General features: G+C 58.0%; 23 protein-coding genes. 12 read left to right on the forward strand and 11 right to left on the reverse strand.

The features are described from left to right. Nucleotides 1–289: 289 nt before the first annotated feature. Nucleotides 290–727 (reverse strand): hypothetical protein, encoded by a 438-nt coding sequence (locus tag G3M63_RS16295; RefSeq protein WP_163983785.1) that lies wholly within the window; start codon nt 725–727, stop codon nt 290–292. Between the two features lie 140 nt (nt 728–867). Here G3M63_RS16295 and G3M63_RS16300 point away from each other — a divergent pair, with 140 nt between their 5' ends. Further along, a complete protein-coding gene (locus G3M63_RS16300; RefSeq protein ID WP_150298980.1) occupies nt 868–1,314 on the forward strand; it encodes a universal stress protein in 447 nt (148 codons plus the stop codon). A gap of 49 nt (nt 1,315–1,363) precedes the next feature. Here the strand turns inward: G3M63_RS16300 and G3M63_RS16305 are convergent, their stop codons facing one another. Further along, nucleotides 1,364–3,286 carry an ATP-binding cassette domain-containing protein gene (locus G3M63_RS16305; protein ID WP_163983786.1) on the reverse strand — a complete coding sequence of 641 codons (1,923 nt, stop codon included), beginning with the start codon at nt 3,284–3,286 and terminating at the stop codon, nt 1,364–1,366. A 323-nt stretch (nt 3,287–3,609) separates the two neighbouring features. Between G3M63_RS16305 and G3M63_RS16310 the strand changes: the two genes are divergently transcribed. Next, a complete protein-coding gene (locus tag G3M63_RS16310; protein ID WP_163983787.1) occupies nt 3,610–5,565 on the forward strand; it encodes a transglycosylase SLT domain-containing protein in 1,956 nt (651 codons plus the stop codon). A 68-nt stretch (nt 5,566–5,633) separates the two neighbouring features. On the opposite strand, the gene G3M63_RS16315 is transcribed toward G3M63_RS16310, so the two are convergent. After that, the gene (locus G3M63_RS16315) at nt 5,634–6,566 is read right to left on the reverse strand and encodes a chemotaxis protein CheV (protein WP_150298983.1); all 933 of its coding nucleotides are present in this window, start codon (nt 6,564–6,566) and stop codon (nt 5,634–5,636) included. Nucleotides 6,567–6,661: 95 nt separating this feature from the next. Then, on the reverse strand, nt 6,662–7,246 hold the full coding sequence (nfuA, locus tag G3M63_RS16320) for a Fe-S biogenesis protein NfuA (RefSeq protein ID WP_150298984.1): 585 nt from the start codon (nt 7,244–7,246) through the stop codon (nt 6,662–6,664). A gap of 186 nt (nt 7,247–7,432) precedes the next feature. Here nfuA and metH point away from each other — a divergent pair, with 186 nt between their 5' ends. The 5 genes from metH to G3M63_RS16345 all read left to right on the forward strand — a co-directional run bounded on the left by metH (nt 7,433) and on the right by G3M63_RS16345 (nt 14,089). Then, nucleotides 7,433–11,125 carry a methionine synthase gene (gene metH, locus G3M63_RS16325; RefSeq protein WP_163983788.1) on the forward strand — a complete coding sequence of 1,231 codons (3,693 nt, stop codon included), beginning with the start codon at nt 7,433–7,435 and terminating at the stop codon, nt 11,123–11,125. A 65-nt stretch (nt 11,126–11,190) separates the two neighbouring features. Continuing rightward, complete coding sequence (gene pnuC, locus G3M63_RS16330) at nt 11,191–11,760, forward strand: nicotinamide riboside transporter PnuC (RefSeq protein ID WP_163983789.1); 570 nt, start codon at nt 11,191–11,193, stop codon at nt 11,758–11,760. Further along, complete coding sequence (locus tag G3M63_RS16335) at nt 11,751–12,275, forward strand: AAA family ATPase (RefSeq protein WP_163983790.1); 525 nt, start codon at nt 11,751–11,753, stop codon at nt 12,273–12,275. Before pnuC ends, G3M63_RS16335 begins: the two co-directional genes overlap by 10 nt. Before the next feature lie 232 nt (nt 12,276–12,507). After that, nucleotides 12,508–13,800: an MATE family efflux transporter gene (locus G3M63_RS16340; protein WP_256669851.1), complete on the forward strand. Its 1,293-nt coding sequence runs from the start codon at nt 12,508–12,510 to the stop codon at nt 13,798–13,800. Between the two features lie 55 nt (nt 13,801–13,855). Beyond that, entirely contained in the window at nt 13,856–14,089 is a 234-nt protein-coding gene (locus G3M63_RS16345; RefSeq protein WP_150298988.1) for a DUF2970 domain-containing protein, read from the forward strand. A 42-nt stretch (nt 14,090–14,131) separates the two neighbouring features. On the opposite strand, the gene G3M63_RS19590 is transcribed toward G3M63_RS16345, so the two are convergent. Continuing rightward, on the reverse strand, nt 14,132–14,254 hold the full coding sequence (locus G3M63_RS19590; RefSeq protein ID WP_256669852.1) for a hypothetical protein: 123 nt from the start codon (nt 14,252–14,254) through the stop codon (nt 14,132–14,134). A gap of 250 nt (nt 14,255–14,504) precedes the next feature. Between G3M63_RS19590 and G3M63_RS16350 the strand changes: the two genes are divergently transcribed. Beyond that, entirely contained in the window at nt 14,505–16,163 is a 1,659-nt protein-coding gene (locus tag G3M63_RS16350) for a nitrite/sulfite reductase (RefSeq protein WP_150298989.1), read from the forward strand. Then, the gene (locus tag G3M63_RS16355; protein WP_150298990.1) at nt 16,147–16,644 is read left to right on the forward strand and encodes a DUF934 domain-containing protein; all 498 of its coding nucleotides are present in this window, start codon (nt 16,147–16,149) and stop codon (nt 16,642–16,644) included. The genes G3M63_RS16350 and G3M63_RS16355 overlap by 17 nt, the downstream gene beginning before the upstream one ends. 58 nt (nt 16,645–16,702) lie before the next feature. On the opposite strand, the gene G3M63_RS16360 is transcribed toward G3M63_RS16355, so the two are convergent. Together G3M63_RS16360 and sohB are read right to left on the reverse strand one after the other, a co-directional pair. Further along, a complete protein-coding gene (locus tag G3M63_RS16360; protein WP_163983791.1) occupies nt 16,703–17,689 on the reverse strand; it encodes a YhdH/YhfP family quinone oxidoreductase in 987 nt (328 codons plus the stop codon). An 8-nt stretch (nt 17,690–17,697) separates the two neighbouring features. After that, a complete protein-coding gene (gene sohB / locus G3M63_RS16365) occupies nt 17,698–18,717 on the reverse strand; it encodes a protease SohB (protein WP_163983792.1) in 1,020 nt (339 codons plus the stop codon). Between the two features lie 165 nt (nt 18,718–18,882). Here sohB and G3M63_RS16370 point away from each other — a divergent pair, with 165 nt between their 5' ends. From G3M63_RS16370 to G3M63_RS16380, 3 genes are all read left to right on the forward strand, one after another. Then, the gene (locus G3M63_RS16370; protein WP_163983793.1) at nt 18,883–19,587 is read left to right on the forward strand and encodes a histidine phosphatase family protein; all 705 of its coding nucleotides are present in this window, start codon (nt 18,883–18,885) and stop codon (nt 19,585–19,587) included. Between the two features lie 51 nt (nt 19,588–19,638). Next, nucleotides 19,639–19,953 carry an SCP2 sterol-binding domain-containing protein gene (locus G3M63_RS16375; RefSeq protein ID WP_150298994.1) on the forward strand — a complete coding sequence of 105 codons (315 nt, stop codon included), beginning with the start codon at nt 19,639–19,641 and terminating at the stop codon, nt 19,951–19,953. A gap of 273 nt (nt 19,954–20,226) precedes the next feature. Continuing rightward, on the forward strand, nt 20,227–20,994 hold the full coding sequence (locus G3M63_RS16380; protein WP_163983794.1) for an SDR family oxidoreductase: 768 nt from the start codon (nt 20,227–20,229) through the stop codon (nt 20,992–20,994). Nucleotides 20,995–21,025: 31 nt separating this feature from the next. On the opposite strand, the gene G3M63_RS16385 is transcribed toward G3M63_RS16380, so the two are convergent. Genes G3M63_RS16385 through G3M63_RS16400 form a run of 4 tightly spaced genes read right to left on the reverse strand, consistent with a single transcriptional unit; the run spans nt 21,026 to nt 25,069 of the window. Continuing rightward, on the reverse strand, nt 21,026–21,676 hold the full coding sequence (locus G3M63_RS16385; protein ID WP_163983795.1) for a hypothetical protein: 651 nt from the start codon (nt 21,674–21,676) through the stop codon (nt 21,026–21,028). 27 nt (nt 21,677–21,703) lie between these two features. After that, a complete protein-coding gene (nudC, locus tag G3M63_RS16390; protein WP_163983796.1) occupies nt 21,704–22,543 on the reverse strand; it encodes an NAD(+) diphosphatase in 840 nt (279 codons plus the stop codon). Between the two features lie 7 nt (nt 22,544–22,550). Then, nucleotides 22,551–24,212 (reverse strand): ferrous iron transporter B, encoded by a 1,662-nt coding sequence (locus G3M63_RS16395; RefSeq protein WP_163983797.1) that lies wholly within the window; start codon nt 24,210–24,212, stop codon nt 22,551–22,553. 44 nt (nt 24,213–24,256) lie between these two features. Further along, on the reverse strand, nt 24,257–25,069 hold the full coding sequence (locus G3M63_RS16400) for a crotonase/enoyl-CoA hydratase family protein (RefSeq protein WP_163983798.1): 813 nt from the start codon (nt 25,067–25,069) through the stop codon (nt 24,257–24,259). Between the last annotated feature and the right edge of the window lie 221 nt (nt 25,070–25,290).

Here is a 25,290-nt window from a genome sequence, read left to right on the forward strand (position 1 = left end):
TCCAACAAGAAGGCCGATCCGGTTTTGACGAGCCGGGCCTGATGCAGGACGATGCCATGAACGTTCCCGATGCGGTGAAGGCTGCGCGATACAAACACAGGAATTCATACGCTTGTTTGATTCGGGTGCGCACACCTTCGGGGAAAACCTTGTAATTGTCAATCAGCTACTGGCCAGTTGCGCTGTAACGGCACTCCAGCGAGGACAATTACCTTCTACACGTCCATTGTATTCAATGGGTTACACACGTTTCAGGGAAACTACTTTACTGTCTGGACAGCGTTCCTCCTCATCCGACAGGTAATCGATGCAGAGGTTGCAGGGCGACAAAAAGCCGGTCCAGCGCCTGCGGATCCTCGGGCTCTACCCAATATACCGTCAGCGAAAAGCTCGACCGATCCAGCCCTGACACATTAGCGGGTAACCCCGTGAGCAGACCGGCAAGATGGGGCTGGTTGTGCAACCCGAAGCGACGCTCCCAGCCCGCCTCGGTCCGCCGATAACTGAACTCTTCTTCCATCGGACACTTTTCCAGTGCGACGCGATAGCCAACGCAACCTTCAAGCGCAGCGTCGCGGGCACTCCCCTGTTGACGCTCCACCACAAAACCCAGCTTTCGGGCATGCTCACGCAGTCGATGCAAATGCAGCTGGCGCCCGCGCGGCAGAATCTTGTGGAGCGACGAAATAAATATAGCGGCAACCAGCCCAAAGGCTATCCAGCTCATGACCCTACTCCCTTGCTACAAAGCAAGCCGCGCAGCAGGCAAACACAGAAACCGGCGCAAAACTGTTGAATAATGATAAATCCTCCGCGGATTGCGGTATAAAGGCTGCTAGTATCAGCGAAAAGCCAGGAGGAACCTGCATGCTTTACTCTCACGTGCTGGTGGCAGTGGATCTGATTGATGAATGTCGCTCGGTAGCCGACCACGCCATGTCACTCGCCAAGGCGCTGGATGCCGATTTAACGCTGTTACACGTCGTCGAACCCCTTGCTATGGCCTATGGCGGCGATGTGCCCATGGACCTGTCGATGTTGCAGCAGCAGCAATTCGAACAGGCCCGCGAGCGCATGCAGATATTTGCCGGCGATTACGGTCTACCGGAAAGCCAATTGCAAATTGCCTTCGGCCATCCGCGCCAGGAAATTCACCGCGTCGCCACCGAACAGGGGTGTGACTTGATTGTAGTCGGTAGCCACGGCCGACATGGCCTCGCCCTTCTGCTCGGATCTACCGCCAATGATGTGCTGCATGGCGCACCCTGCGATGTCATCGCGGTGCGCCTGGAAAAGAAAAAGAAAACCGGTTAAACAGCCAACCGACCGCAGCTGACTGACATCCAGGCAGCTGCGCTACTCCTCAACCTTGCAAGTCATCCAGCTCAGCCCAGCGTTCCAATGCGCCATCCAGTTCCGCCTGTTTGGCCGCCAGCGCGTCGATGACGGGAGCGGTCTGCTCGTGTGGCTGCTGATAAAAATCAGGGGCATTAACCTGTTGCTGAATCGCTTCCAGCTCGCTTTCCAGGCGCTCAAGCAGTTCGGGCAATGCAGCAAGTTCTCGCTGTAACTTGTAGCTAAGCTTGGGTTTTTGCGCTGGCGCAGTAGCCTGAACTGGTGCCGGCGCGAACTCCTGCTCAGCTTCCATGGCTGCTTGGGTCGCAGCATCATCGCCCCACTCGGCCAATGCTTCGATCTTGCCGCCCTGGCGTAGCCAATCGGCATAACCGCCGACGTATTCCCGCACCTTACCTTTGCCCTCGAAAACCAGACTGCTGGTCACCACGTTGTCCAGGAAGACCCGGTCGTGGCTCACGATCAGAACCGTACCATCGAACCCGGCAAGCACTTCTTCGAGAAGCTCAAGCGTTTCCACGTCAAGATCATTGGTTGGCTCGTCAAGCACCAGCATGTTGGCTGGCTTGCTGAACAGCCGTGCCAACAGCAGCCGCGCTCGCTCACCACCGGACAGCGCTTTGACGGGGGTCCGGGAACGTTCGGGCGAAAACAGGAAATCGCCCAGATAGCTGATGATGTGCCGGCGCTCGCCGTTGATCTCGATGAAATCGCGCCCTTCAGAAATATTGTCGATAACCGAACGCTCAAGATCGAGCTGCCCACGGAGCTGGTCGAAATAAGCCACCTCCAGACGAGTGCCGTGCTTGACTGTGCCGCTGGTGGGCTCGAGCTGGCCCAACAGCAACCTGAGCAAAGTACTCTTGCCCGAGCCGTTGTTACCAATCAGACCGATACGGTCACCGCGCAACACCACCGTACTCAGGTCGCGGATCAGCGGTCGCTGTCCCGGATACGCAAAGGAGACGTTCTCCACTTCGATAACACGCTTGCCTGACGAGTCTGCAGTTTCCAGCTGGAAACTGGCGCGCCCCTGGCGCTCGACACGCTGGGCACGCTCATCACGCATGGCCTTGAGTGCGCGAACACGACCTTCGTTACGGGTCCGCCGTGCCTTGATGCCCTGGCGAATCCAGACTTCTTCCTGCGCCAGACGTTTGTCAAACAGCGCATTGGCGCTGGCTTCGGCAGCCAGCTGCTGCTCCTTGTGTTCGAGAAAGCTGGTGTAATTGCCCTGCCAATCGATCAACTGGCCGCGGTCCAGCTCCATGATCCGGGTCGCCAGCGCCTGGAGAAACTGCCGATCGTGAGTAATAAACAGGACCGCACCGCGGAAATCGAGCAACACCTGCTCAAGCCAGGCAATGGTATGGATATCCAGATGGTTGGTTGGCTCGTCGAGCAACAGGACGTCCGGCTCCGCCACCAGTGCCTGAGCCAACAGCACCCGGCGACGCCAGCCGCCCGACAGCTCGGACATGCGCTTTTCCGCCGGCAGCCCGAGGCGCGTGAGGGTCGTTTCTACCAGCTGATTCAGCCGCCATCCATCCTTGGCTTCGAGGCGACCCTGCACTTTTTCCAGACGCTCCAGCTCGGCTTCGCCCATCTCGCCATGTACCAGATGATGATACTCAGCAAGCAGTTCGCCGACACCCGTCAACCCTGCAGCCACCACATCGTATACCAACAGCTCGCCAGCCTCGGGCAGCTCCTGCGGCAACTGGCCGATCTTCAGGCCTGGCGCATACCAGATCTCGCCTTCATCGGCGGACTGTTCACCGTTGACCAGCTTGAACAGACTGGACTTGCCGGCGCCGTTGCGACCAATCAGGCAGGCGCGCTCGCCGCGCTCCAGCTGAAAGCTGACCTTTTGCAAGAGGGGGTTGAGGCCATAGGCCAGAGATACATCAGTAAACGAGAGCAGCGCCATATCACACCTTTTGCGGAGCGCTGAAAACCGAGCAACATGAAGCCAGGGGAGCGAAATCGAACACAGGCGGACCGGACTCGCCCAAACGGAAGGGCTGGACAGCAGGCGGTTTTTGAGCGATTCCAGCGCCGCTTGGCAGAGCGCAGGTATTTTCAGAGGATCCTTAACTTGTATTGAGGGGCATTCTACCCTTCCCGCTAGTCTGCTGCATCGCTTATTCCCGCGCCCGACCCTATGCCGACCCAGAGCAACAGGCTAAGCTGTCAGACATCGTAGTTTCCCGTTCGTACTTCCTCTGACTGCCCTTCCGGCCAGGATTCATGATGCGCTGTAACGTCCTACAAAGGCTGACAAGATTCTCCGCTTTAGTTTTGATTTTCCAAGGTTTTTTTATTACCGAAGCCGTCGCAGACAGCCGACTCGAAAGTCAGCGACAGAGTTATGACCAGGCCATGAAAGCGCTCAAACAGGGCCAGCACAGCCGCTATTTGCAGCTCAAACAAGGTCTGCGCGATTACCCCCTTTATGCCTATCTTTTGCTTGAGGAAATAAAGCAACAGGATGCGCCGGCGGATCACGAGGTCCAGGCATTTCTGGTAACGCAAGGCGACCTGCCAGCAGCGCAGGGCATAAAGAACAAGTGGCTGCAGCGTCTGGCCAAGACGGGAAAATGGGACCTGTTGCGCAAGCACTACGATACAGATAGCCAAAGCACCGAGCTGGACTGCCAGCTCACGCTACAGATGTGGCGCGAGGGTGATGCCTCGCTCGCCAGACAGAGAGCTACTGAACTGTGGACAGTTGGCCATTCGCAGCCAGACGCCTGCGACCCGCTCTTCGAAAAGTGGCGGGCCGCCGGAGGCTTGACTGAAGATGTTGCCTGGCAGCGCCTGCGGCAGGCTTTGCTTTATCGTCAGGACGCGCTGGCGCGCTATCTGGTGCGTTATCTTCCCAGCCAGACATTATTGGCTGAGCGTTTTATCGAAGCTGCGACCAAACCTGCCCGCCTCAGTGATACTACGCGCTTCAGGCCAGCCGTCGGCCAGCCGAGCAATCGGTTGACGGACATCGTCACCGTAGCCCTGCGCCGCATGGCGAGGGACGATCCAGCAGCCGCAATGGCGTTGTGGCCCTTCTACCGCGACTTGCCCTTCGCGGAAGAAGACCGGCTGGCGATTACCCGTGACATTGGCGTGCGCCTGGCCAAGCGGCATGATCCTCAGGCATTACCTTTCATGGCCGCCAACGATCCATCGATGGCGGATGACCAGGTCAGCGAATGGCGCATTCGCCTGGCCCTGCGCACTGGCCAGTGGCGCCAGGCGCACGCCCTTACCCAGGCGATGCCGGAATCGCTACAGCAACAGAACCGTTGGCGCTACTGGCGCGCCCGCAGCGCCCAGCTGGCATTCCCTGAACGCGATATGGCTGGCGAGTACGCCGAACTGGCCGATGAGCGCGATTTCTACGGGTTTATCGCAGCGGAACGCAGCCGCAAGCCCTACGCTCTGAATCATAAGCCCGCCGAGGTTGAACCCCGCGCCCATGCTCGTGTAAGCCAGACGGCAGGTATTCGTCGTGCGCGCGAATTCCTCGCCCGCGGTCAGATAGTCAATGCCCGGCGGGAGTGGTATCACGCAGGGCGGACCTTCAGCCGTGAAGAACTCATCGCACAGGCAGCCATGGCTCGCGATCTGGGCTGGCACTTCCCGGCTATTCGCGGCATCAGTCAGGCGCAGCACTGGGACGATCTGGATATCCGCTTCCCCCTTGCCTACCAGCAACCAATAACCCAGCAGGCCCGCGCACGGCAGCTCAATCCAACCTGGGTGTATGCCATAACCCGTCAGGAAAGCGGCTTCATGGAGGACGCGCGCTCGCATGCTGGCGCGATCGGTCTGATGCAGCTAATGCCTGGCACAGCCAGGGAAACAGCGCGGCGCTTTGGCATCGCGCTCAACAACCCCAACGATGTACTCATGCCCGAGCGCAATATTGCGCTGGGTACGGCGTATCTGGCGCAGTTGCATGAGCAGTTCCAGGGCAACCGCGTGTTGGCTTCAGCGGCCTACAACGCCGGCCCCGGCCGCGTGCGCCAATGGACGCGCGGCGTCGACAAGCTGCCGGCGGACATCTGGATAGAGAACATTCCCTTCGACGAGACGCGCCAGTACGTTCAAAGCGTGCTGAGCTATGCGGTGATTTATGGGGACAAACTGGGAATCGAGCAGCCCGTCATGAACAACGACGAGCATATGCTCAATTTTCCGGCTCGGTGAGCCAATAGCAGGAGTGGCGGCTCGGCACCCATATGAAGCTGCGTCCGAGCCATATCGAAAGGAGTCCCTCAGTCAGGCAGGCGTTTCAGTCGCTCGCGAACCACTTCGACAAGCTGGTCGGGCTGAAACTTGGAAAGGAAGCCGTCACAACCGACCTTTTCAACCATCGCCTTGTTGAAGGTTCCGGAAAGCGACGTATGCAGCACCACGAAAAGGTCCTTGAGGCGCGGATCCTTGCGGATCTCGGCGGTCAGGCGATAACCATCCATTTCCGGCATCTCTGCATCGGTGATAACCATCAGAAGCCGATCATTGACATTGCCGCCCTCGTCGGCCCAGGCCTGCAACTGGCGGAGTGCACGTAAACCATCAGTCTGCACATGCATCTGCAGCTCCAGCTGGGAAAGTGTTTCGCGCAACTGGTTCATGCCTGTCGGGGAGTCATCGACCAGCAATACTTCACGGCCCCGGGCCTTGTTGAGCAACTCGTCATCCAGAAGCTCGTCGCTGACGCGCGTATTGAAGGGTACGATTTCCGCCAGCACCTTTTCCACGTCGATGATTTCAACCAGACGCTGGTTTTCGAGACGCGTAATGGCAGTGAGGTAATGAGCGCGACCCGCGCCACGGGGCGGCGGCAGCACGGTGTCCCAGTTCAGATTCATGATGCGATCGACCGAGCCGACCAGAAAAGCCTGAACCGACTGGTTGTATTCGGTGACAATGATGGTGCTTTCGGCGGTGACCGTCTGCGCCCGCATACCAATGGCGGCCGAGAGATCGATCACCGGAATCGCCTGCCCGCGCAAATGAATAACACCGAGCACATGCGGATGACGCTTGGGCATCTGAGTCAGCCGTGGCAACTGCAGCACTTCACGGATCTTGAACACGTTAAGCGCAAACAGCTGCGGCCCGGCCAGTCTGAACAGAAGAATCTCCAGACGATTCTCGCCTACCAGGCGTGTCCTCTGGTCTACGGTATCCAACACTCCGGCCATATTGCCCTCGTCAAATCAATCAGCTTTATGGCCCTACGCCACCAGCAGAGGATACCGCGTTACTGCGACATTTTCAGTAGTCGACGATCAACCGATCAGTAGTAGGCATTCTCGGTGACAGTGTGGTCCGTCACGTCACGCACTGCAGTCAGCTCTGGAATACGGGCCACCAGGGTCTTCTCGATACCCTCCTTGAGCGTCACGTCGACCATCCCGCAGCCCTGACAACCGCCACCAAACTGCAAAATGGCTACGCCACCTTCTACCACGTCGACCAGCTTGACCTCCCCGCCGTGACTGGCCAGACCCGGATTGATCTCGGTCTGCAACAGATAGTTGATGCGATCATTGAGCGGGCTGTTGTCATTGACCATGGGCACCTTGGCATTCGGCGCCTTGATGGTCAGCTGCCCACCCATACGGTCGGTGGCGTAATCCACCACCGCATCTTCCAGGAAGGGCTCACTGATCGTATCGATCCAGACCCCGAATGAATCGAGCTGGAGCAGGCGATCCTCCGGCTTTTCCTCACCCGGCTTGCAGTAGGCGATGCAGGTCTCCGCATAGGGAGTACCCGGCTGGGTAATGAATACCCGGATACCAATACCGGCGGTATCCTGTTTTGCCAGCAGCTCGGCCAGATAGGCTTCAGCTGCGGAGGTAAGAGTAATGCCTGCCATGAAATGCCTCATACGCAATGGGTTCAATGGCGATAGTGTACGGGAGATGGCTGACCGGATAAAGTCCCACTGTTTTGGTAGGGTATTTCCAGGCATGACGAATGAGCCCGCCCGCCGCGGCCATACAGTGTTGCAGGCGCATCTGTTAGACTAGCCGGCTTTCCAGTATGTCATCCCGGAGTCCCAATGCTTGATCTGAACGCTCGATTAACCGCCCTGCATGAGGCGCTGCGCCAGCGCATCCTGATTCTCGACGGTGGCATGGGAACCATGATCCAGAGCTATCGACTCGAAGAGGCTGATTTCCGCGGCGAACGCTTTGCCGATTGGCCGACCGACCTCAAGGGCAATAATGACCTGTTGATCCTGACGCGGCCCGATGCCATTGGCGCGATGGAGAAAGCGTATCTCGATGCCGGCGCGGATATCATCGAGACCAACACTTTCAACTCAACGCGGGTGTCCCAGGCCGATTACGGCATGCAGGAGCTGGCGTACGAGCTTAACCTGGAAGGCGCACGACTGGCTCGCCGCGTCTGCGATGCGAAGACCGCAGAAACACCGGACCGCCCCCGCTTTGTCGCCGGGGTCCTGGGGCCGACCAGCCGAACCTGCTCGCTGTCACCTGACGTCAACAACCCCGGCTACCGCAACGTCACCTTTGACGAGCTGGTCGAGAATTACAGCGAAGCCACGCGCGGGTTGGTAGAGGGTGGCGCTGACCTGATCCTGATCGAAACCATTTTCGACACGCTGAATGCCAAGGCGGCGATATTCGCCGTTCAGCAGACCTTTGAAGACCTGGGTGTGGAACTGCCGATCATGATTTCCGGCACCATCACCGATGCCTCTGGCCGGACACTCTCAGGCCAGACCACCGAGGCCTTCTGGAACTCGGTACGCCACGCCAACCCACTGTCGGTCGGCCTGAACTGTGCGCTGGGTGCCAAGGAACTGCGCCCCTATCTGGAAGAACTGTCCGACAAGGCTGACACACACATTTCAGCACACCCTAATGCGGGTCTACCCAACGAGTTCGGCGAGTACGACGAATCGGCCGCCGAGATGGCCGAGATTGTCGAAGAATTTGCCGCAGCGGGCTTTCTGAATATCGTTGGTGGTTGCTGCGGTACGACACCGGAACACATCAAGGCGATTGCCGAGGCCGTGGCCAAGTATCCGCCGCGCCAGATCCCGGATATTCCGAAGGCCTGCCGCCTCTCTGGCCTGGAGCCCTTTACCATCACCCGCGAATCGCTGTTCGTGAACGTGGGCGAACGCACCAACATAACCGGCTCGGCCAAGTTTGCCCGCCTGATCCGCGACGAGAACTACACCGAGGCGCTGGAAGTTGCCCTGCAGCAGGTCGAGGCAGGTGCGCAGGTTATCGACATCAATATGGATGAGGGCATGCTGGATTCGAAGAAGGCCATGGTGACCTTCCTCAATCTGATTGCCGGCGAGCCGGACATCTCCCGCGTGCCGATCATGATCGATTCCTCGAAATGGGACATCATTGAAGCTGGCCTGAAATGCATCCAGGGCAAGGGTATCGTCAACTCCATCTCGATGAAGGAAGGCGAAGAGCAGTTCCGTGAGCATGCTCGGTTGTGCAAACGCTACGGAGCCGCAGTGATCGTCATGGCCTTCGACGAAAAAGGTCAGGCTGATACCGCTGAGCGCAAACGCGAGATCTGCAAGCGCTCCTACGACATCCTGGTCAACGAGGTCGGCTTCCCGGCTGAAGACATCATCTTTGACCCGAATATTTTCGCCATCGCCACAGGTATCGAGGAGCACAACAACTACGCTGTCGATTTCATCGATGCCTGTCGTTATATCCGGGACCACCTCCCCTACGCCCTCACCTCCGGCGGCGTATCCAACGTGTCGTTCTCGTTCCGGGGCAACAACCCGGTGCGTGAAGCCATTCACTCGGTGTTTCTGTTCCACGCGATCAAAGCCGGCCTGACCATGGGTATCGTCAATGCCGGTCAGCTGGAGATCTACGACGAGATTCCTCCCAAGCTGCGGGATATTGTCGAGGACGTCGTGCTTAATCGCTCCGAGGGTGGCACCGAAGCCCTGTTGAACATCGCCGATGAGTACAAGGGTGACGGCAGCGTAAAGGAAGCGGAAAGCGAAGAGTGGCGTAGCTGGGACGTAAATGAGCGCTTGTCGCACTCGCTGGTCAAGGGCATCACCACGCATATCGTTGCCGATACCGAAGAAGCTCGCCAGCAGTGCGCCCGCCCGATCGAAGTGATCGAAGGCCCGCTGATGTCCGGCATGAATGTGGTTGGCGATCTGTTCGGCTCGGGCAAGATGTTCCTGCCGCAGGTGGTTAAATCCGCCCGCGTGATGAAACAGGCGGTCGCGCATCTGATTCCCTTTATCGAAGCCGAAAAAGGCGACAAGCCCGAGGCCAAGGGCAAGATCCTGATGGCCACGGTCAAGGGCGACGTGCACGACATCGGCAAGAACATTGTCGGCGTGGTGCTGGGTTGCAATGGCTACGACGTAGTGGATCTGGGCGTCATGGTGCCCGCGGACAAGATCCTGAAAACCGCCATCGAGGAAAAATGCGACATCATCGGCCTGTCCGGCCTGATTACGCCCTCGCTGGATGAAATGGTTCATGTCGCCCGCGAGATGCAGCGCCAGGGCTTTACCCTGCCGTTGATGATCGGCGGTGCCACCACCTCCAAGGCGCACACCGCCGTCAAGATCGATCCGCACTACAAGAACGATGCGGTGGTTTACGTCACCGATGCATCGCGCGCAGTGGGCGTCGCCACCACGCTGCTCTCCAAAGAGCTGAAACCAGGCTTTGCGGCCAAAACGCGGGAAGACTACGCCGTCATCCGTGAGCGCACCGCTAACCGCTCTGCCCGCACCAAACGCCTGACCTACAAGGCTGCCGTTGCCGCCGCTCCGCAATTCGACTGGGACAGCTACGCTCCGGTCAAGCCAACCTTTACCGGCGCCCGGGTTCTGGATGATATTGATCTCAGGGTGCTGGTTGATTACATCGACTGGACGCCGTTCTTCATTTCCTGGGATCTGGCCGGCAAATATCCGCGCATTTTCGAGGACGAGGTCGTCGGCGAAGCAGCCACGTCCCTGTTCAATGACGCCCAGAATATTCTCAACAAGCTCATCGATGAAAAGCTGGTTCGTGCCCGGGCGGTCTTCGGCTTCTGGCCAGCCAACCAGATCGACCATGACGATATCGAGCTGTACGACGAAGCCGGACAACCTATCAAGCGACTGCATCATCTGCGCCAGCAGATCGAGAAGACCGATGGCAAGCCCAACTTCTCGCTCGCGGACTTTGTCGCGCCGAAGGAAAGCGGCCTGACGGATTATGTGGGTGGATTCATCACCACGGCGGGCATTGGTGCCGAGGAAGTGTCCAAGGCTTATCAGGACGCTGGTGACGATTACAACGCGATCATGGTCAAGGCGCTCACTGACCGCCTGGCCGAGGCCTGCGCTGAATGGTTGCACCAGCAGGTCCGCAGGGAGCATTGGGGTTACGATCCAGAGGAGCAGCTGAGCAATGAGGAGCTGATCAAGGAGCAGTACAAGGGTATCCGTCCGGCCCCTGGCTACCCCGCCTGCCCCGATCACACCGAAAAGGCAGCGCTGTTCGAGCTGCTGGATCCGAAGGGCGAGTCCGGCGTGACTCTGACTGAACATTTCGCCATGTTCCCGACCGCTGCGGTCAGCGGCTGGTACTTTGCCCACCCCAAAGCGCAGTATTTTGCGGTCGGCAAGATCGACAAGGATCAGGTCGAGAGTTATAGCCAGCGCAAGGGCCAGGACGTCGAAGTCACCGAACGCTGGTTGATGCCGAATCTCGGTTACGACGTATAACAGCGGAAGGAAACGGTGGCGCAGCCGTCTGCGCTGCGTCACCGTTCTCGCCCTTAGCGCCCCCCATGACGCCACTTGAAATCGCCGCCGCATTGCTCGGCACGCTCTCGGTATGGCTGACGGTTCGACAGAACCCACTCTGCTGGCCGGTCGGGCTGTGCATGGTCGTGCTATACGCCTGGTTCTTCCAGAGTACCGGCTTGTATTCCCAGGTACTGCTGCATGCTGTGTATGCAGCGCTGCAGCTGTATGGCTGGTGGCAGTGGACCCATGGCGGCGAACCGAACACAAGGCTGGAAGTTAGCTCGGCCAGGCCAGCTGAAATCGCCATAGGCGTTGTGCTGGCAGCTGTGGCGAGCCTTGCGCTCGGCGCCCTGATGGCCGGCTATACGGACGCGGTCTTCCCACGCCTCGACGCATCGCTGACCGCGTTCAGTCTGTTAGCGCAGCTGGGGATGGCGCTCAAGCGCCTGCAGTGCTGGATCCTGTGGATCGTCCTGGACCTGATGTACGTAGCGTTGTTTTTCCATCAGGGCTTCTATCTGACTACCGCACTCTACGTGGTATTCGTGTTGCTGGCTGTTATGGGCTGGCGCCAATGGCGCGCTTCGATGGTCGTCACACAATGCGCGTAGTGGTCCTTGCCGGTCCGGAGTCGACCGGCAAAAGCTGGCTGGCGAACGACCTGCATCGTCGGTTCGGTGGATTACTGATTGGAGAATATGTTCGCGAGTTCATAGACACCGAAAAGCGCGATACCTGTTATGCCGATGTCCCGGTTATTGCATGTCGTCAGCTAGTGCAGGAGGATGCGGCACGCCAACGGCAGCCTGAACTACTCATCCTGGATACCAACCTGCTGAGCAATCTGCTCTGGAGCAAGACGCTGTTCAACGAATGCCCCGAGTGGCTGGAGGCACGGCTGCTGGAACGTCGCTATGACCAGTACCTGCTGCTCTCGCCAGAGGGAGTGCCCTGGACAGCCGATGGCCAGCGCTGCCAGCCTGAACTTGCACAACGGCACGCCTTCTATCGGGATTGCAGGGACTGGCTACGCCACCACCAACAGCCTCTGGTTGAAGTCAGCGGCTCCTGGACAGACAGACAGGAGCGAACCCGCAAGCTGGTGGCACAGCTGCTGGTTAGCTAGCACTGCTTGATTGTCGGGCATGCCCGCGCCCGACACGCGTACGATTACAAGGCTCCAAACCGGCAGCCATGCAGAGGCGGCAGCATCTTTGTTATATTCAGACAGCCATGTGTCCATCATCAGCGTCTTCGGCGTGGGCAGCTGACAAGCCATCGTTTACTGGTACGCCGTAATTTTGAGAAATTCCCGAGTTCGCATTCTTCCCAGCCCCGACCGCCTCAAGAGCATTGGTTTGATTGGCCTGCCCATCATGGGCGGCATGCTCAGCCAAAGCCTGCTGAATCTGGTCGATGCTGCCATGGTCGGTACGCTCGGCAGTGAAGCGCTGGCCGGCGTAGGGCTCGGCAGTTACGCCACCTTCATGTCCATTGCCTTGGTCATGGGTCTTGGCGCCGGGGTTCAGGCGATGGTCGCGCGACGTGGCGGCGAAGGCGACACCGGCAACCTTGCACGCCCGCTCAACGAAGGGCTGTTGATTGCCGCACTGCTGGCGGTGCCGCTGACGCTGTTGTGTTGGCTCAACGCGGGCCGGATTATCGGCTTTTTGTCTGAAGACCTCGCCGTTATTGATATTGGCACGGAGTACTTCCAGTGGCGCACCCTGGCGATTATCGCAGTGGGGGCCAATTTTGCGTTTCGTGGTTACTGGAACGGTATCCGGCGGTCCGGCCGATATTTGCAGATACTCGTTGTGATGCATCTGTGCAACGTAGTGATCAGCTACGGTCTGATCTTTGGCAAGTTCGGTCTTCCGGAGATGGGCGCTGCCGGATCAGGGCTCGGAACCTGCATAGCCATGTTCCTTGGCTCCCTGCTCTACATGTTGATTACCTGGCAATCCGGGCGCGACCACGGCTTTCTGCGCACACGCCCACGCGGCCGCGGATTGCGGGCCATGCTCAGACTGTCGATCCCCAATTCGCTTCAGCAGTTCTTTTTTGCGACAGGCATCACCATTCTCTTCTGGATCATCGGACAGGTGGGAACGCCCGAACTGGCGATCGCTCACATACTCATCAACCTGGCGTTATTCCTGATCCTTCCGGGCGTAGGCATGGGAATGGCAGCCACTACGCTGGTCAGCCATAGCTTGGGCGAACGCGAGCCCGAAGAAGCCTACCGCTGGGGATGGGACGTCGTGCGCGTAGCAGCTTGCGCACTCTTTATCATGGGCATGCCGTTCTGGGTGATGCCGGAACAGGTACTCGGCCTCTTCACCCGGGATCCACATCTGCTGGCGCTGGGCGAGTGGCCGCTGCGCATCACCGGGCTTGGCATGGCGCTGGATGCCACTGCTCTGGTCCTGACCCAGGCGCTACTCGGGGCCGGGGCGAGTCGTACCGTCATGGGGGTGAATCTGGGAAGCCAGTGGCTGATATTTCTGCCATGCGCCTACCTTGCCGGCCCGGTACTTGGTGGCGGGCTGCTGACCATATGGCTGATGCAGAGCCTGTACCGAGCGATGACATCAGTCATCTTCGCGGTGATGTGGCGCCGCCGGCACTGGGCAGAGATCCGCATATGAGGCAGGATGGATGTCAGGACGGCGCACGCCGAAGCAATCAGATGACGAGGTAGTCATGGCCAAAAAAGAACAACAACCTGACGATGAACCCAGAACAATGCGCTTTCGTGAAACCTTGAGCAGTGTGCTATTCGGTGCATTGGGCGTTCAGAGCAGCAAGGCCCGGGAACGCGACTTCACCAAGGGCAAGCCGAGTCATTTTATCGGACTCGGCATTGCTTTCCTGGTGGTATTTGTTCTGGTCATCCTCGGTGTGGTGAGCCTGGTGCTGCACTTCGCAGGGGTCTGAATCCTCTTATTTGCGGTGCACCCGGTCAGGCCAGAGTAGTATCTACTGCTGACTCACCCAGAACACAGCAGTGAGTACGGCCACCAGGATAAGGGCAACGGCGGCAAACGCATCAAGATGGCTGTCGGCGTGATGAGAGTCGGATGAATCCTTGTGTTCGGTCATAAGCTGTCCCCGTAATGTCTTATTATTGTTGCGCGCGGCATGTACCTTACTTACCCTACGCAGTTAAGCCCATCACGCACTCAAGTACAAGATACCGCAGGAGATAATGCGGTTTCGATCTAAACATATAGATAAACATTCCTTTTGTGCATAACGGAAAACTGCTATCGTCTGCCCGCTTCAGAGCCCTGCAGGGGCGAAGCCATCCTTAGATCAGGGGCGTGCAGACGTCCCACGAACAGGTTGTGACATGTACATTTACGACGAATATGATCAACGGATCGTTGAGGACCGCGTAAAGCAGTTCCGCGATCAAATCCGCCGCTACCTCGATGGCGAGCTGAGCGAAGCTGAGATGCTGCCCCTGCGCCTGCAAAACGGGCTCTACATTCAGCGGTACGCTCCGATGCTGCGCCTGGCCGTTCCGTACGGCGTGCTGTCCTCGGCACGTTTGCGCAAGCTCGCCTACGTAACCCGCCGCTACGACAAAGGCTATGCGCATATAACCACCCGGCAGAATATCCAGCTGAACTGGCCTGAACTCGAAGATGTGCCAGATATTCTGGCTGAACTGGCAACCGTCCAGATGCACGCTATCCAGACCAGCGGCAATTGCATCCGCAACACCACCACGGACCAGTTTGCTGGCGTTGCCGCCGATGAAGTCATCGATCCTCGGCCCTGGTGTGAAATCGTACGGGAATGGTCTACTTTCCATCCTGAATTCGCTTTCCTGCCGCGCAAGTTCAAGATCGCTATCAACGGTGCCCGCGAAGACCGTGCTGCGGTTGGCGTGCATGACATCGGCCTCAATGCCATACGTAACGAAGCCGGCGAGCTCGGCTTCGAAGTGCTGGCCGGCGGTGGTCTCGGTCGTACGCCAATGGTTGGTGCGGTCATCCGCTCCTTTCTGCCCTGGCAGCATCTGCTGACCTATCTCGAATCCATCCTGCGGGTCTATAACCGCTATGGCCGTCGCGATAACAAGTTCAAGGCGCGTATCAAGATTCTGGTCAAGGCGCTCACGCCTGAAGTCTTCGCCGAAAAGGTTGAAGCCGAATGGGCCAGCATGAAGGACTCAGGAGCCACCTTGACTCAGGAGGAAGTTGATCGCGTAAGCCAGTATTTCCAGCAGCCTGAATATCAGGCCTTCGCTGGCGACGATGCGTCATATCTGGAGAAGCGCCGGACTGACAAGGCGTTCGATAACTGGGCAATGCGCAACGTGCATCCGCATAGAGCGCCCGGCTACGCTGCCGTTACGCTGTCACTCAAGCCGACCGCTGTTTCGCCTGGAGATATCACCGCTGAGCAGCTGGAGGCGGCGGCCGATCTGGCGGATCGGTATAGCCTGGGCGAGATTCGCTCGACCCATTACCAGAATCTGGTGCTCCCCTATGTGCAGCAGCGCGATCTGCCTGAACTCTGGCAGAAATGCCGCGAGCTGGGCTTTGCGTCGCCGAACATCGGCTTGCTGACGGATATTATCTGCTGCCCGGGCGGCGACTTCTGCTCGCTGGCCAACGCCAAATCCATCCCGATCGCCGAAGCCATCCAGCGCACCTTCGACGATCTGGATTACCTGCACGATATCGGTGAGCTGGAGCTGAACATTTCAGGCTGCATGAACGCCTGCGGCCATCACCACGTTGGCCATATCGGGATTCTCGGGGTAGACAAGAAAGGTCAGGAGTTCTATCAGGTTTCACTGGGCGGCCGCAGTGGTCGCGATGCATCCATCGGCAAGATCCTTGGCCCATCCTTCGCCGCCGAGCAGATGCCCACCGTGATTCAGAAGGTGATTGATGTCTATATTGAAAACCGCACCCCTGAAGAGCGCTTCATCGACACCTACGAGCGTATCGGCATGGCCCCTTTCAAGGAGAAAGTCTATGCAGCGGATCATTAAGGGCGACCAGGTCATCGACGAAACCTGGCACCTGCTGCCTAAGGACGTAACGCTCGGGGACCTGTCCAATTCCGATGACCTGCTAGTGCCCCTGCCCCTGTGGCAGGAGCATTCTCACGCCCTGCTAGCCCGCGACGGTGGGCTGGGGGTGTGGCTGGAGGCTGACGAAGAGGTAGAGCTCATCGCCGATGACCTGCAGCACTTTCAGGTCGTAGCGTTGAATTTCCCGGTATTCAGCGATGGCCGGCATTATTCCAGCGCCCGCCTGTTGCGTGAACGCTATAAGTACCAGGGAGAAGTGCGCGCTATTGGCGACGTGCTACGTGACCAGCTGTTCTACATGAAACGCTGCGGCTTCGATGCGTTTGCCCTACGCGCTGACCGCGATCCCTACGAGGCCCTTGAAAGCCTGAAGGACTTTTCGGTTACCTATCAGGCTGCCACCGACGAACCGCTGCCGCTGTTCCGTCGCCGCCGCTAAATTCGGGCCTGTCGATCCCGCGGCGTCGCCGCGGGATCGACAGGCGGGCGTGATCCGATCAGTCCAGATTGACCAACACTCTGCCTACCATCCGCCCCGCCAAAATACGTTCGATCTGCTCCGGCAGTTGCTCCAGCGATACCTCCTGCGCCAGCGTCTCGAGATCAACTTTCCACTGCAGGGATAACCGATCCCACATCGAAGCCTTGGCGACCAGCGGTTGTTCCACCGAATCGATCCCCAGCAGATTCACATTACGCAGGATGAAGGGCAGCACATTGCCGCTGAAGCCAGTACCCGCTGTCAGTCCGCAACAGGCTACGCTGGCACCGTAGCGCAGCGACTTGACCACATTAAACAGAATCTCACCGCCCACGGTATCCACCGCACCCGCCCACTGCTCTTTGAGCATCGGCTTCTCGCCGCCCGCTTCCAGCGCAGTGCGGTCAATGATCTGCGACGCGCCCAGCCCCTTGAGAAACTCGCTCTGCAGCGCTTTCCCGGTGGCGGCAGCGACTTCGTAGCCAAGGCTTGCAAGCATCGCCACTGCGATACTGCCCACGCCGCCTGTTGCGCCAGTGACCAGGATCGGACCCTGACCAGGTTGCACGCCGGCCTGCTCCAGCTTGTCGATGCATAGCGCGGCAGTGAGACCGGCGGTGCCCAGCAACATGCTCTCTCGCAGACTCAGGGCCGTGGGACGTTTGAGCACCCAGGCAGAAGGAACCCGAATGTATTGGCCAAAGCCCCCCGAAGTACCCATGCCCAAGTCGTAACCGGTAATTATGACCTCGTCGCCGATGGCTAACTCGCTGGCGGAGCTGGCCTCAACTACGCCGGCGGCATCGATACCCGGTGTATGCGGATATTGACGGGTCACGCCCTTGTTACCAGACGCCGACAATGCGTCCTTGTAATTCAGGGAAGAATACTTGACGCGAATAAGCACCTCGCCTTGCGGCAGGTCATCAATATGACGCGACTGCACGCGGGACATATACCGACCGCCCTCCTCGCTTACTACCAAAGCCTTGAATTCAGACATACTGCCTCCTACCAGAAACGCTGATTATGAAAGCGCGACGCCCAGGTCAGCACCAACCGATCCAACGAAGCCGCGAGCCCTGACGCCAGTTTATCCTGCATGCGTTTGCGCACCGCATAATGAACCTCGAACACGTCAGCGACGCGAATGCGCTGGCTGATATATTCGTCGCTGGTTTTCAGTTCGTCGGCGAGGGCGTTCTCCAGGGCTTCGAGCCCGAACCAGACCTCACCGGTAGCCACCGACTCTATATCGAGTATCGGTCGATACCGACCGACAAAATCCTTGAATAAACGGTGGATGCTTTCCAGATCCTCCTGAAATTTCTCCCTGCCCTTGTCGGTGTTTTCACCGAAAATGGTCAACGTACGCTTGTACTCGCCGGCGGTGAGCATCTCGTAGTCAACGTCATGCTTGCGCAGCAACTTGTTGAAATTCGGGATCTGTGCGACCACGCCAATCGAGCCCAGCATGGCAAAGGGCGCGGCCAGTATGCGGTCGCCGATACAGGCCATCATGTAACCACCGCTTGCCGCCACCTTGTCCACGCATATGGTAAGAGGCACACCCGCGTCGCGCACCCGAACCAGCTGCGACGCTGCCAGGCCGTAGGCATGCACCATTCCGCCGCCGCTTTCGATCTTGACCACAACCTCATCTTTCGGCGTAGCCAGCTCAAGCACCGCTGTTACCTCATGCCGCAGATTTTCCAGCGCGGTCGCCTTGATATCACCGTCGAAATTCAGTACGAAAACCTTGTCGCGAGCGGAATCCCCCTTGGCCCGCCCTTTCTCGGCGAGTTTGCGCGCCTTCTGCATTGACTTGAACGCGGCCTTGTCCAGCACCGCACTCCCTAGCCGTTCAGTAGACCGGGCCAGCTGTTCATTGAGTCGGTTGACGGTGAGCACACCTTCGCCACGACGTGATTTACCTTTCAATGCAGCCAGCATCATCAATATCAGAAAGATTGCCACCACAATGGTGAAGGCTTTCGCCAGAAACAGGGCGTATTCAGCTAGCCATTCCACAAACATCACTCCAGCACGTAAATAGTTGCAACCAAGCATACAGGATGTACCAAGCCGTCGGTACGTAACGGTCCGCAGCCGAATTCAAACGATCGTATGATTCTGGTTGACAGCGTTCGCAGCTATCCATAACCTCGGATTCATCCAACTTAAAGGCTTTTACACGTGGGCGATATTTATCTGATCAGGCATGGCCAGGCGTCCCTCGGCGCTGAAAACTATGACGTCCTGTCACCTGTAGGCATCAAGCAGTCGCAGCTGCTGGGACGCTACCTGGACGATCTCGGGGTGACGTTTGATCGCTGTATCGCCGGTGAAATGATCCGCCAGATCGACACCGGCAAACATGCGCTGGAGGAGATGCCTGGCACGCAGACCCGGCAGATCGATATCGAGCCGGCTTTCAACGAGTACCAGTCGGACCGGGTCATGGCGACATACTTGCCCCGCGTACTGGAAACCCAGCCCGATGCACTGCACTACGTTCAGAACGCCGGCCAGCATCGCAAAGAGTTCCAGCGTATCTTCAGCCAGGTGATTACTCACTGGATTACCGACACCAACCACCCCGACGATTGCGAACCCTGGTCAGATTTTGTCGAACGCGTACAAGGTGGCCTGCAGCGTGTTCTCGCCGCTGCCGGACGTGGTCAGAACATCGCGATATTTACCTCGGGCGGCACTATCACCGCTACCTTGCAGATGATTACCAGCATGCCCGCGACCAGCGCCTTCGAACTCAACTGGCAGATAGTGAATACCTCGGTCAGTCGACTGCAGTACCGCAAGGATCAACTGAGTCTGGCGTCCTTCAACAGCCAGGCGCATCTTGACGTGCATAAGCGCTCGGAGTGGGTCACCTTCAGATAACCCTCGGCGACGATCATGGGACCGTCGCTTCAACCAAGAAAGGACAGGCTAATGGCTACTGTTTCAGACATCATCAGCAGCATGGATTCCAAGTTCAACCCGGCCGCCGCGAAGGGCCTTGATCTGGTGTTCCAGTTCAATATCGAGGACGACGACAACTTCTTTGTAACCGTCAAGGACGGCACTTACAACGCTGAAAAAGGCGACGCTACCGCACCTGACGTGACCCTGATCATGGACAGCGAAACATTGTCCGGCGTCATCAGCGGCGAAACCGATGGCATGCAGGCTTTCATGGCTGGCAAGCTGCGCGCCGAAGGCGACATGATGCTGGCGCTGAAGCTAAGCGAGCTATTCCCCGCCTGAAGCTGATTGCTGACAAAAAAACCGGAGCCTGGCGCTCCGGTTTTTTTGCTTATCACGTATGGCTTTAGCCTGTTTTGCAGCCGCCCGCTTTACGCAACCCCGCGAGCAGCTCATCAGCGTTTCATTGATACGAGCAATCGCGCGTCAACACTCCAACTGATAAGCCCTTTCAAACAAGCGTTTGAGGTTGTTGCGCGCCCCGCGCTCCTTTAGATTACTTTGTCGCCAGGGCGCTCCAGGCCAGGCACCCGCTTTCATCACAAGGACCATCTCATGCAGAAGACTCAGCTATTCGATCTTGACGGCAAAATCGCGTTAGTCACCGGGGCCAGCCGAGGCATCGGCGAAGCAATCGCCAAGCTTCTCGCCCAGCAAGGCGCGCACGTTATCGTATCCAGCCGTAAAATCGAAGGTTGCCAGGCTGTTGCCGATGCCATTGTGGCGGCGGGCGGCAAGGCCAGCGCCATCGCATGCCATATCGGTGAAATGGAGCAAATCAGCGAGACGATCGAAACCGTCCGCAATCAGTTCGGCAAGCTGGATATTCTCGTCAACAATGCAGCGACCAACCCTTACTTCGGCAATGTGCTGGATACCGATCTCGGCGCTTTTCAGAAAACCGTGGATGTGAACATTCGTGGTTATTTCTTCATGTCGGTCGAAGCGGGCAAACTGATGCGCGCCCATGGCGGCGGCGCGATCCTGAATGTGGCCTCCGTCAATGGCGTGGTGCCCGGAGAAATGCAGGGAATCTATTCGATCACCAAAGCCGCCGTCATCAATATGACCAAGGTTTTCGCCAAGGAATGTGCTCAGTTCGGAATCCGCTGCAACGCCCTATTGCCTGGACTGACCGACACCAAGTTTGCTTCGGCGCTGACTTCCAACGATTCGATACTGAAAGGCGCGCTGCAACGTATCCCGCTGCGCCGCGCAGCCGACCCGAGCGAAATGGCGGGCACTGTGCTGTACCTGGTCAGTGACGCATCAAGCTATACCACCGGAACAGCAATCAACGTAGACGGCGGCATGCTGTCCTGATCGAGGCGGGCCGGGTGAAAACCCGGCTCCGTTAACCGGCGGGCTTCAACGCATGGAGTGCGGCAGGATTCAACGCCGCCGGTTTCACTCCGCCGGGGCCCAGATCAATAGCAAACCGCGCCCCATGCGCCATGGGCATATACCGCACAACAAAGGCATCAGCTTCAACAAACTGCGGGTTGTCGAGCCCATCCAGCCAGAGCCACAGATCGCGCCATTGCGGCGTGCCATATAATCGCCCCGCGATTGCTGCATTGCGGCCTCGCTGCTTCTCCAACGCAACATAGCGCCCATTCAGACGAGCCAGACGATAGCCATCGGAAAGCCCCAGCGCCTTGCCCAGGCCCGTCCAACGCAGCACCTGAACCTGTAGCTCCCAGGTATCACCCTCCAGTTGCAACTGGCGCTTCACGCCATTTGCCACCAGGGTGGCGTCATAACGCTGAGGCGCCGCTTCGGTGAGCTCCAATACCGCAACCGACCCTTGCTCCTCGATGGGTCGGAATTGCTGCAATTCCCAGGCTGCCAGCCCCAGCACGACTGACAGCGCGAGGAGAATCAAAAGAAAACAGCCCTTAAGCCATTCGAGCAACCAGTCCAGGCGCCAACCAATGCGCGCCATGACTGTCAACAACACGAGGCCAACGCTTCCCAGCAAAGCGGCCAATCCCAGATATTGCATGCTACTCCTTGCGTGCCCGTGTCCTGCTTACGCTGGTACTGACGGTAACGGTTGTCCTTGTCGACGTGCCAGATAACAATCAATAAGCCAGCGAGAAATAGTGCCCCGTGGTGGTATCGCTGGTAGCTGATCGACGTTCCACCAGTGCGCTTCTTCAATTTCACCTGGCTGGGGTACGATCTCGCCGCCGGCGTAGCATGCATGAAAGCCCAGCATCAGCGAGTTGGGGAATGGCCAGTTCTGGCTGCCCAGGTATTCCAGCTGATCCACCTCCAGGTTGACCTCTTCCTTCACCTCTCGGTGCAAACACTCTTCGGCAGATTCTCCCGGCTCGATAAATCCGGCCAGGGTACTGAAAAAACCAGCGCGAAAATGCGGCGACCGGGCCAGCAGCACTTCGTCGCCCCGGGTAATCAGAACAATAATGCACGGGGCGAGCTTGGGATACTGCCGTAGCCCACAGGCACTGCACTGCATGGCTCGCTCCTCCACCCGCGCCTGCATCGGCTGCCCACAGCGACCGCAGAAACGGTGCGTGTCATGCCAGGCATCCAACTGTTGCGCCAGCCCCAACATACGGAACGTATCGTCATCAACCTGGCCAATCAGCCCGCGCAGGCCATGCCAGCTAAGACCGGGAAGCTCGACGGGTTGCTCCAGACGCAGCAACCGGCACGGCTTGCCATCATAAAAGCCGAGCAGCAGATCCAGGTCAGGATCACCCAGATAGCGCGCCATATCCGGGTCAAGCAATAACCGGCCGTCGAGCATGGCGAAGCTTTGCTGGTGATAAACGATTACCAGACCATCAGCGCACGACTCCCCGGCACTGCTGGCCGGAACAAAACGACTGCCTGGTCTATGCATACAGCTATTACACCTCGGTTATATTGAAGCCCAACTCGGCGAGACTGTCTTCAGCCAACGCAAGCACATCTGCAGTGGTCACAGAACAACGTTCGGCCGACTCGAGATAAAATTCAATGCCGGTCAGCGCATCAGCCAACACTTCAAGCTGCTGCGGATGCGGAAGCAGTTTCCGGTCAAGCATGTTTTCCTTGATAAAACATCCCGCCAGGCGAATCACATTGGCAGCGCGACTCATACCCAGGAAGATAAGCCCGCCGCGGACTGTTTCAAGCGAATCCGGCACGTTCATCAGATGCATGACGTCATGACCTGATTCCATATAGGCTGTTACCGCCCGCTTGGCCAGCGCCAGCCCGGCCTGCGACTCTTCTATGAGAACGATGCGTGCTTCCTTCAACGCGAGTGGCTCGTCAGTCTCTTCGGATCCAGCCGCACTGTCCGCTTCACCGTCACCGTCCAGGCGATCAACCGCTGTCTCAGCCTGAAGTACGGCATCGGCTACCTCTTCCAGCAGCGCGTTATCGCCCATGCGCCATGTATCCAACTTTCCGGATGCGCTCTCGACATACGAGGAAATCGCCTCTATCTCAAGCATTCTGAAGGTTTTCCAGAGCCGTTGAAGCGATAGTTTCAGCGTTTCAAGAGATTGCTCCGGGTCGCCAGCATTGCGCGCGAGCAGGTCGAGCAGATCCTTGATGGCGGCAATTTCCTCTCGAAGCGCCTCAGCGACGGAGCGCATCACATCCACCCCGGGACCACGCAAACGATCAAATGCCTGCAGAATCTCCCGCTCGGTATAACCGGGATCGGGCAGTGCAAAGGCGGCTTTCACCTCCGCGCAACGGGGACTGCAATCGCCGGCAAGCGCCACCAGATACAGCAACTCGCCCAACAACTGGCGCGGAGGTTGGAGATCACCCGATGGGTGTGCCCCGCTACGCTTCTTGACTTCACGATCGACCTGCGCGAACAAGCACTTGCGTGGGTTGGTCAGGTGCAGAGGCGTTTCTTCTACCGCGTCCAGCGCGGCTGTCGCAACCCAGCAAAGCGTAGCGACCGGACTGTTCAGATAACTCTCCCAACGTTGCAGCGCGCGCTTCATCAATGGCGTTGCGGCAGCGATGCCATCATCGCGAATAAGCGCCAGCAACCCGAGCTGATACATCTGGCGCAGCCGGTTGAAGGCACGCGGCTCGATCCCCTCATCCGAGCCCGGACGAAGCTTCGGGTTGAGGCTGGCAATATCCAATTGATAGAAGAAGCTTTCAGGAAGCGGACCGGCGTCAATACGATGTTTGCGGAGCTCGTTGATTGCCGGCAACAGCAGCTCAGGGCGTTCGAATCCCTGCTGGCGGCACTGTTCGAGGTAGCGTTCCAACAGGAAAAGGCTATCACACAGAGAAGAGAGCGGAGCGTTGCGCTCGGTGCCGTCGTGCTCTGGCACATCGGTGGCCAGGGCGACCATTTCTGTCAGCAGAACGGTGGCGCCGTTCAGTTCGATCAGTTCAAAGGTACCGCGCAGTTGTTGCAGGCTTTCGATAGCCTGTTGCAACAAGCTGCCATTGTGTCTGTCCTCAAGAAATTGCTGTAGCAGATCTTCTGCTTCGCCCATGCTGGCAAAGAGCTCATCCCTGACAAGATCAAGTGATGTGGCACCCGTTAACATCGCATTCCGTCTCCCCATCGTCCCTGCAATCTGACTGATAGCGCTCAGTCGGCAAATTCAGCAGTCTTTCTGGTCATGTGAGCAGCCACCGCTACCTTGAGATCCTCAGACTGCAGCATAGCCGCGTTCCAACTGGCGATATAGTTGAGGCCATCCTCGACACTATGATCCCGGCTGTAGCGTATCATCTCCTTGGTACCACGCACCGCGAGCGGCGATTTGGCGGCTATAGTCCCCGCCATGTCCATTACGCCCTCAAACAGCGCTTCAGGCGAAGCATAGTGCCGGTTAACCAGACCTATGCGCTCCGCCTCTACACCATCGATCATGCGTCCGGTGTAGGCTAGTTCCCGCATCATGCCATCCCCTATGATGCGCGGCAATCTTTGCAGTGTGCCCACATCCGCCGCCATTCCCATGTCGATTTCCTTGATCGAAAACAGAGCATCGTCGGTCGAATAACGCATATCACAGGCCGAGATAAGATCTATCGCGCCACCTATACAATAACCATGCACTGCAGCAATCACCGGCTTTCGACAACGATCCACTGCGTTGAAGGTATTCTGCAATCGCAGGATCTGCCTGCGCAGCGCTTCGGCGTTGCGACCGATATCAGTACTCAGCTCGTCCTTGGCGCCAGCCAGCATAGCCAGATCGATGCCGGCAGAAAAATGCTTGCCGGCGCCAGAAATAACCACGACGCGCACACTGTCGGTCTGATCGACCCAATCGAAAACCTGGACCATCTCATCCCAGAAAGGTCTGCTCATCGCGTTGGCTTTATCTGGACGATTGATGCGTATATGCACAATCTTGTCGATCTGTTCAACAAGCAGGGTCTGGTATTCCGGCATGCTAGTTCTCCTGACACGGTTCAAAAACAAGTTGATTTCGGTACTTAAGACCGCCAAGCATTTATTGAACAACACTGGCTGAATGCCCAGGCCGGCTCCGAAACGCACAGGATCATCGCACGCTGGAGACAATACTCGTTTCGAGGCTATTTTCGGCGTTATTACAGGTCGGCTTTTGTGACTCTCGTCCCAGTTCGGTTACTCAACAACGACCCAAACCC

It is taken from the genome of Pseudomonas sp. OIL-1 (assembly GCF_010669185.1).
Lineage (GTDB): Bacteria > Pseudomonadota > Gammaproteobacteria > Pseudomonadales > Pseudomonadaceae > Halopseudomonas > Halopseudomonas profundi.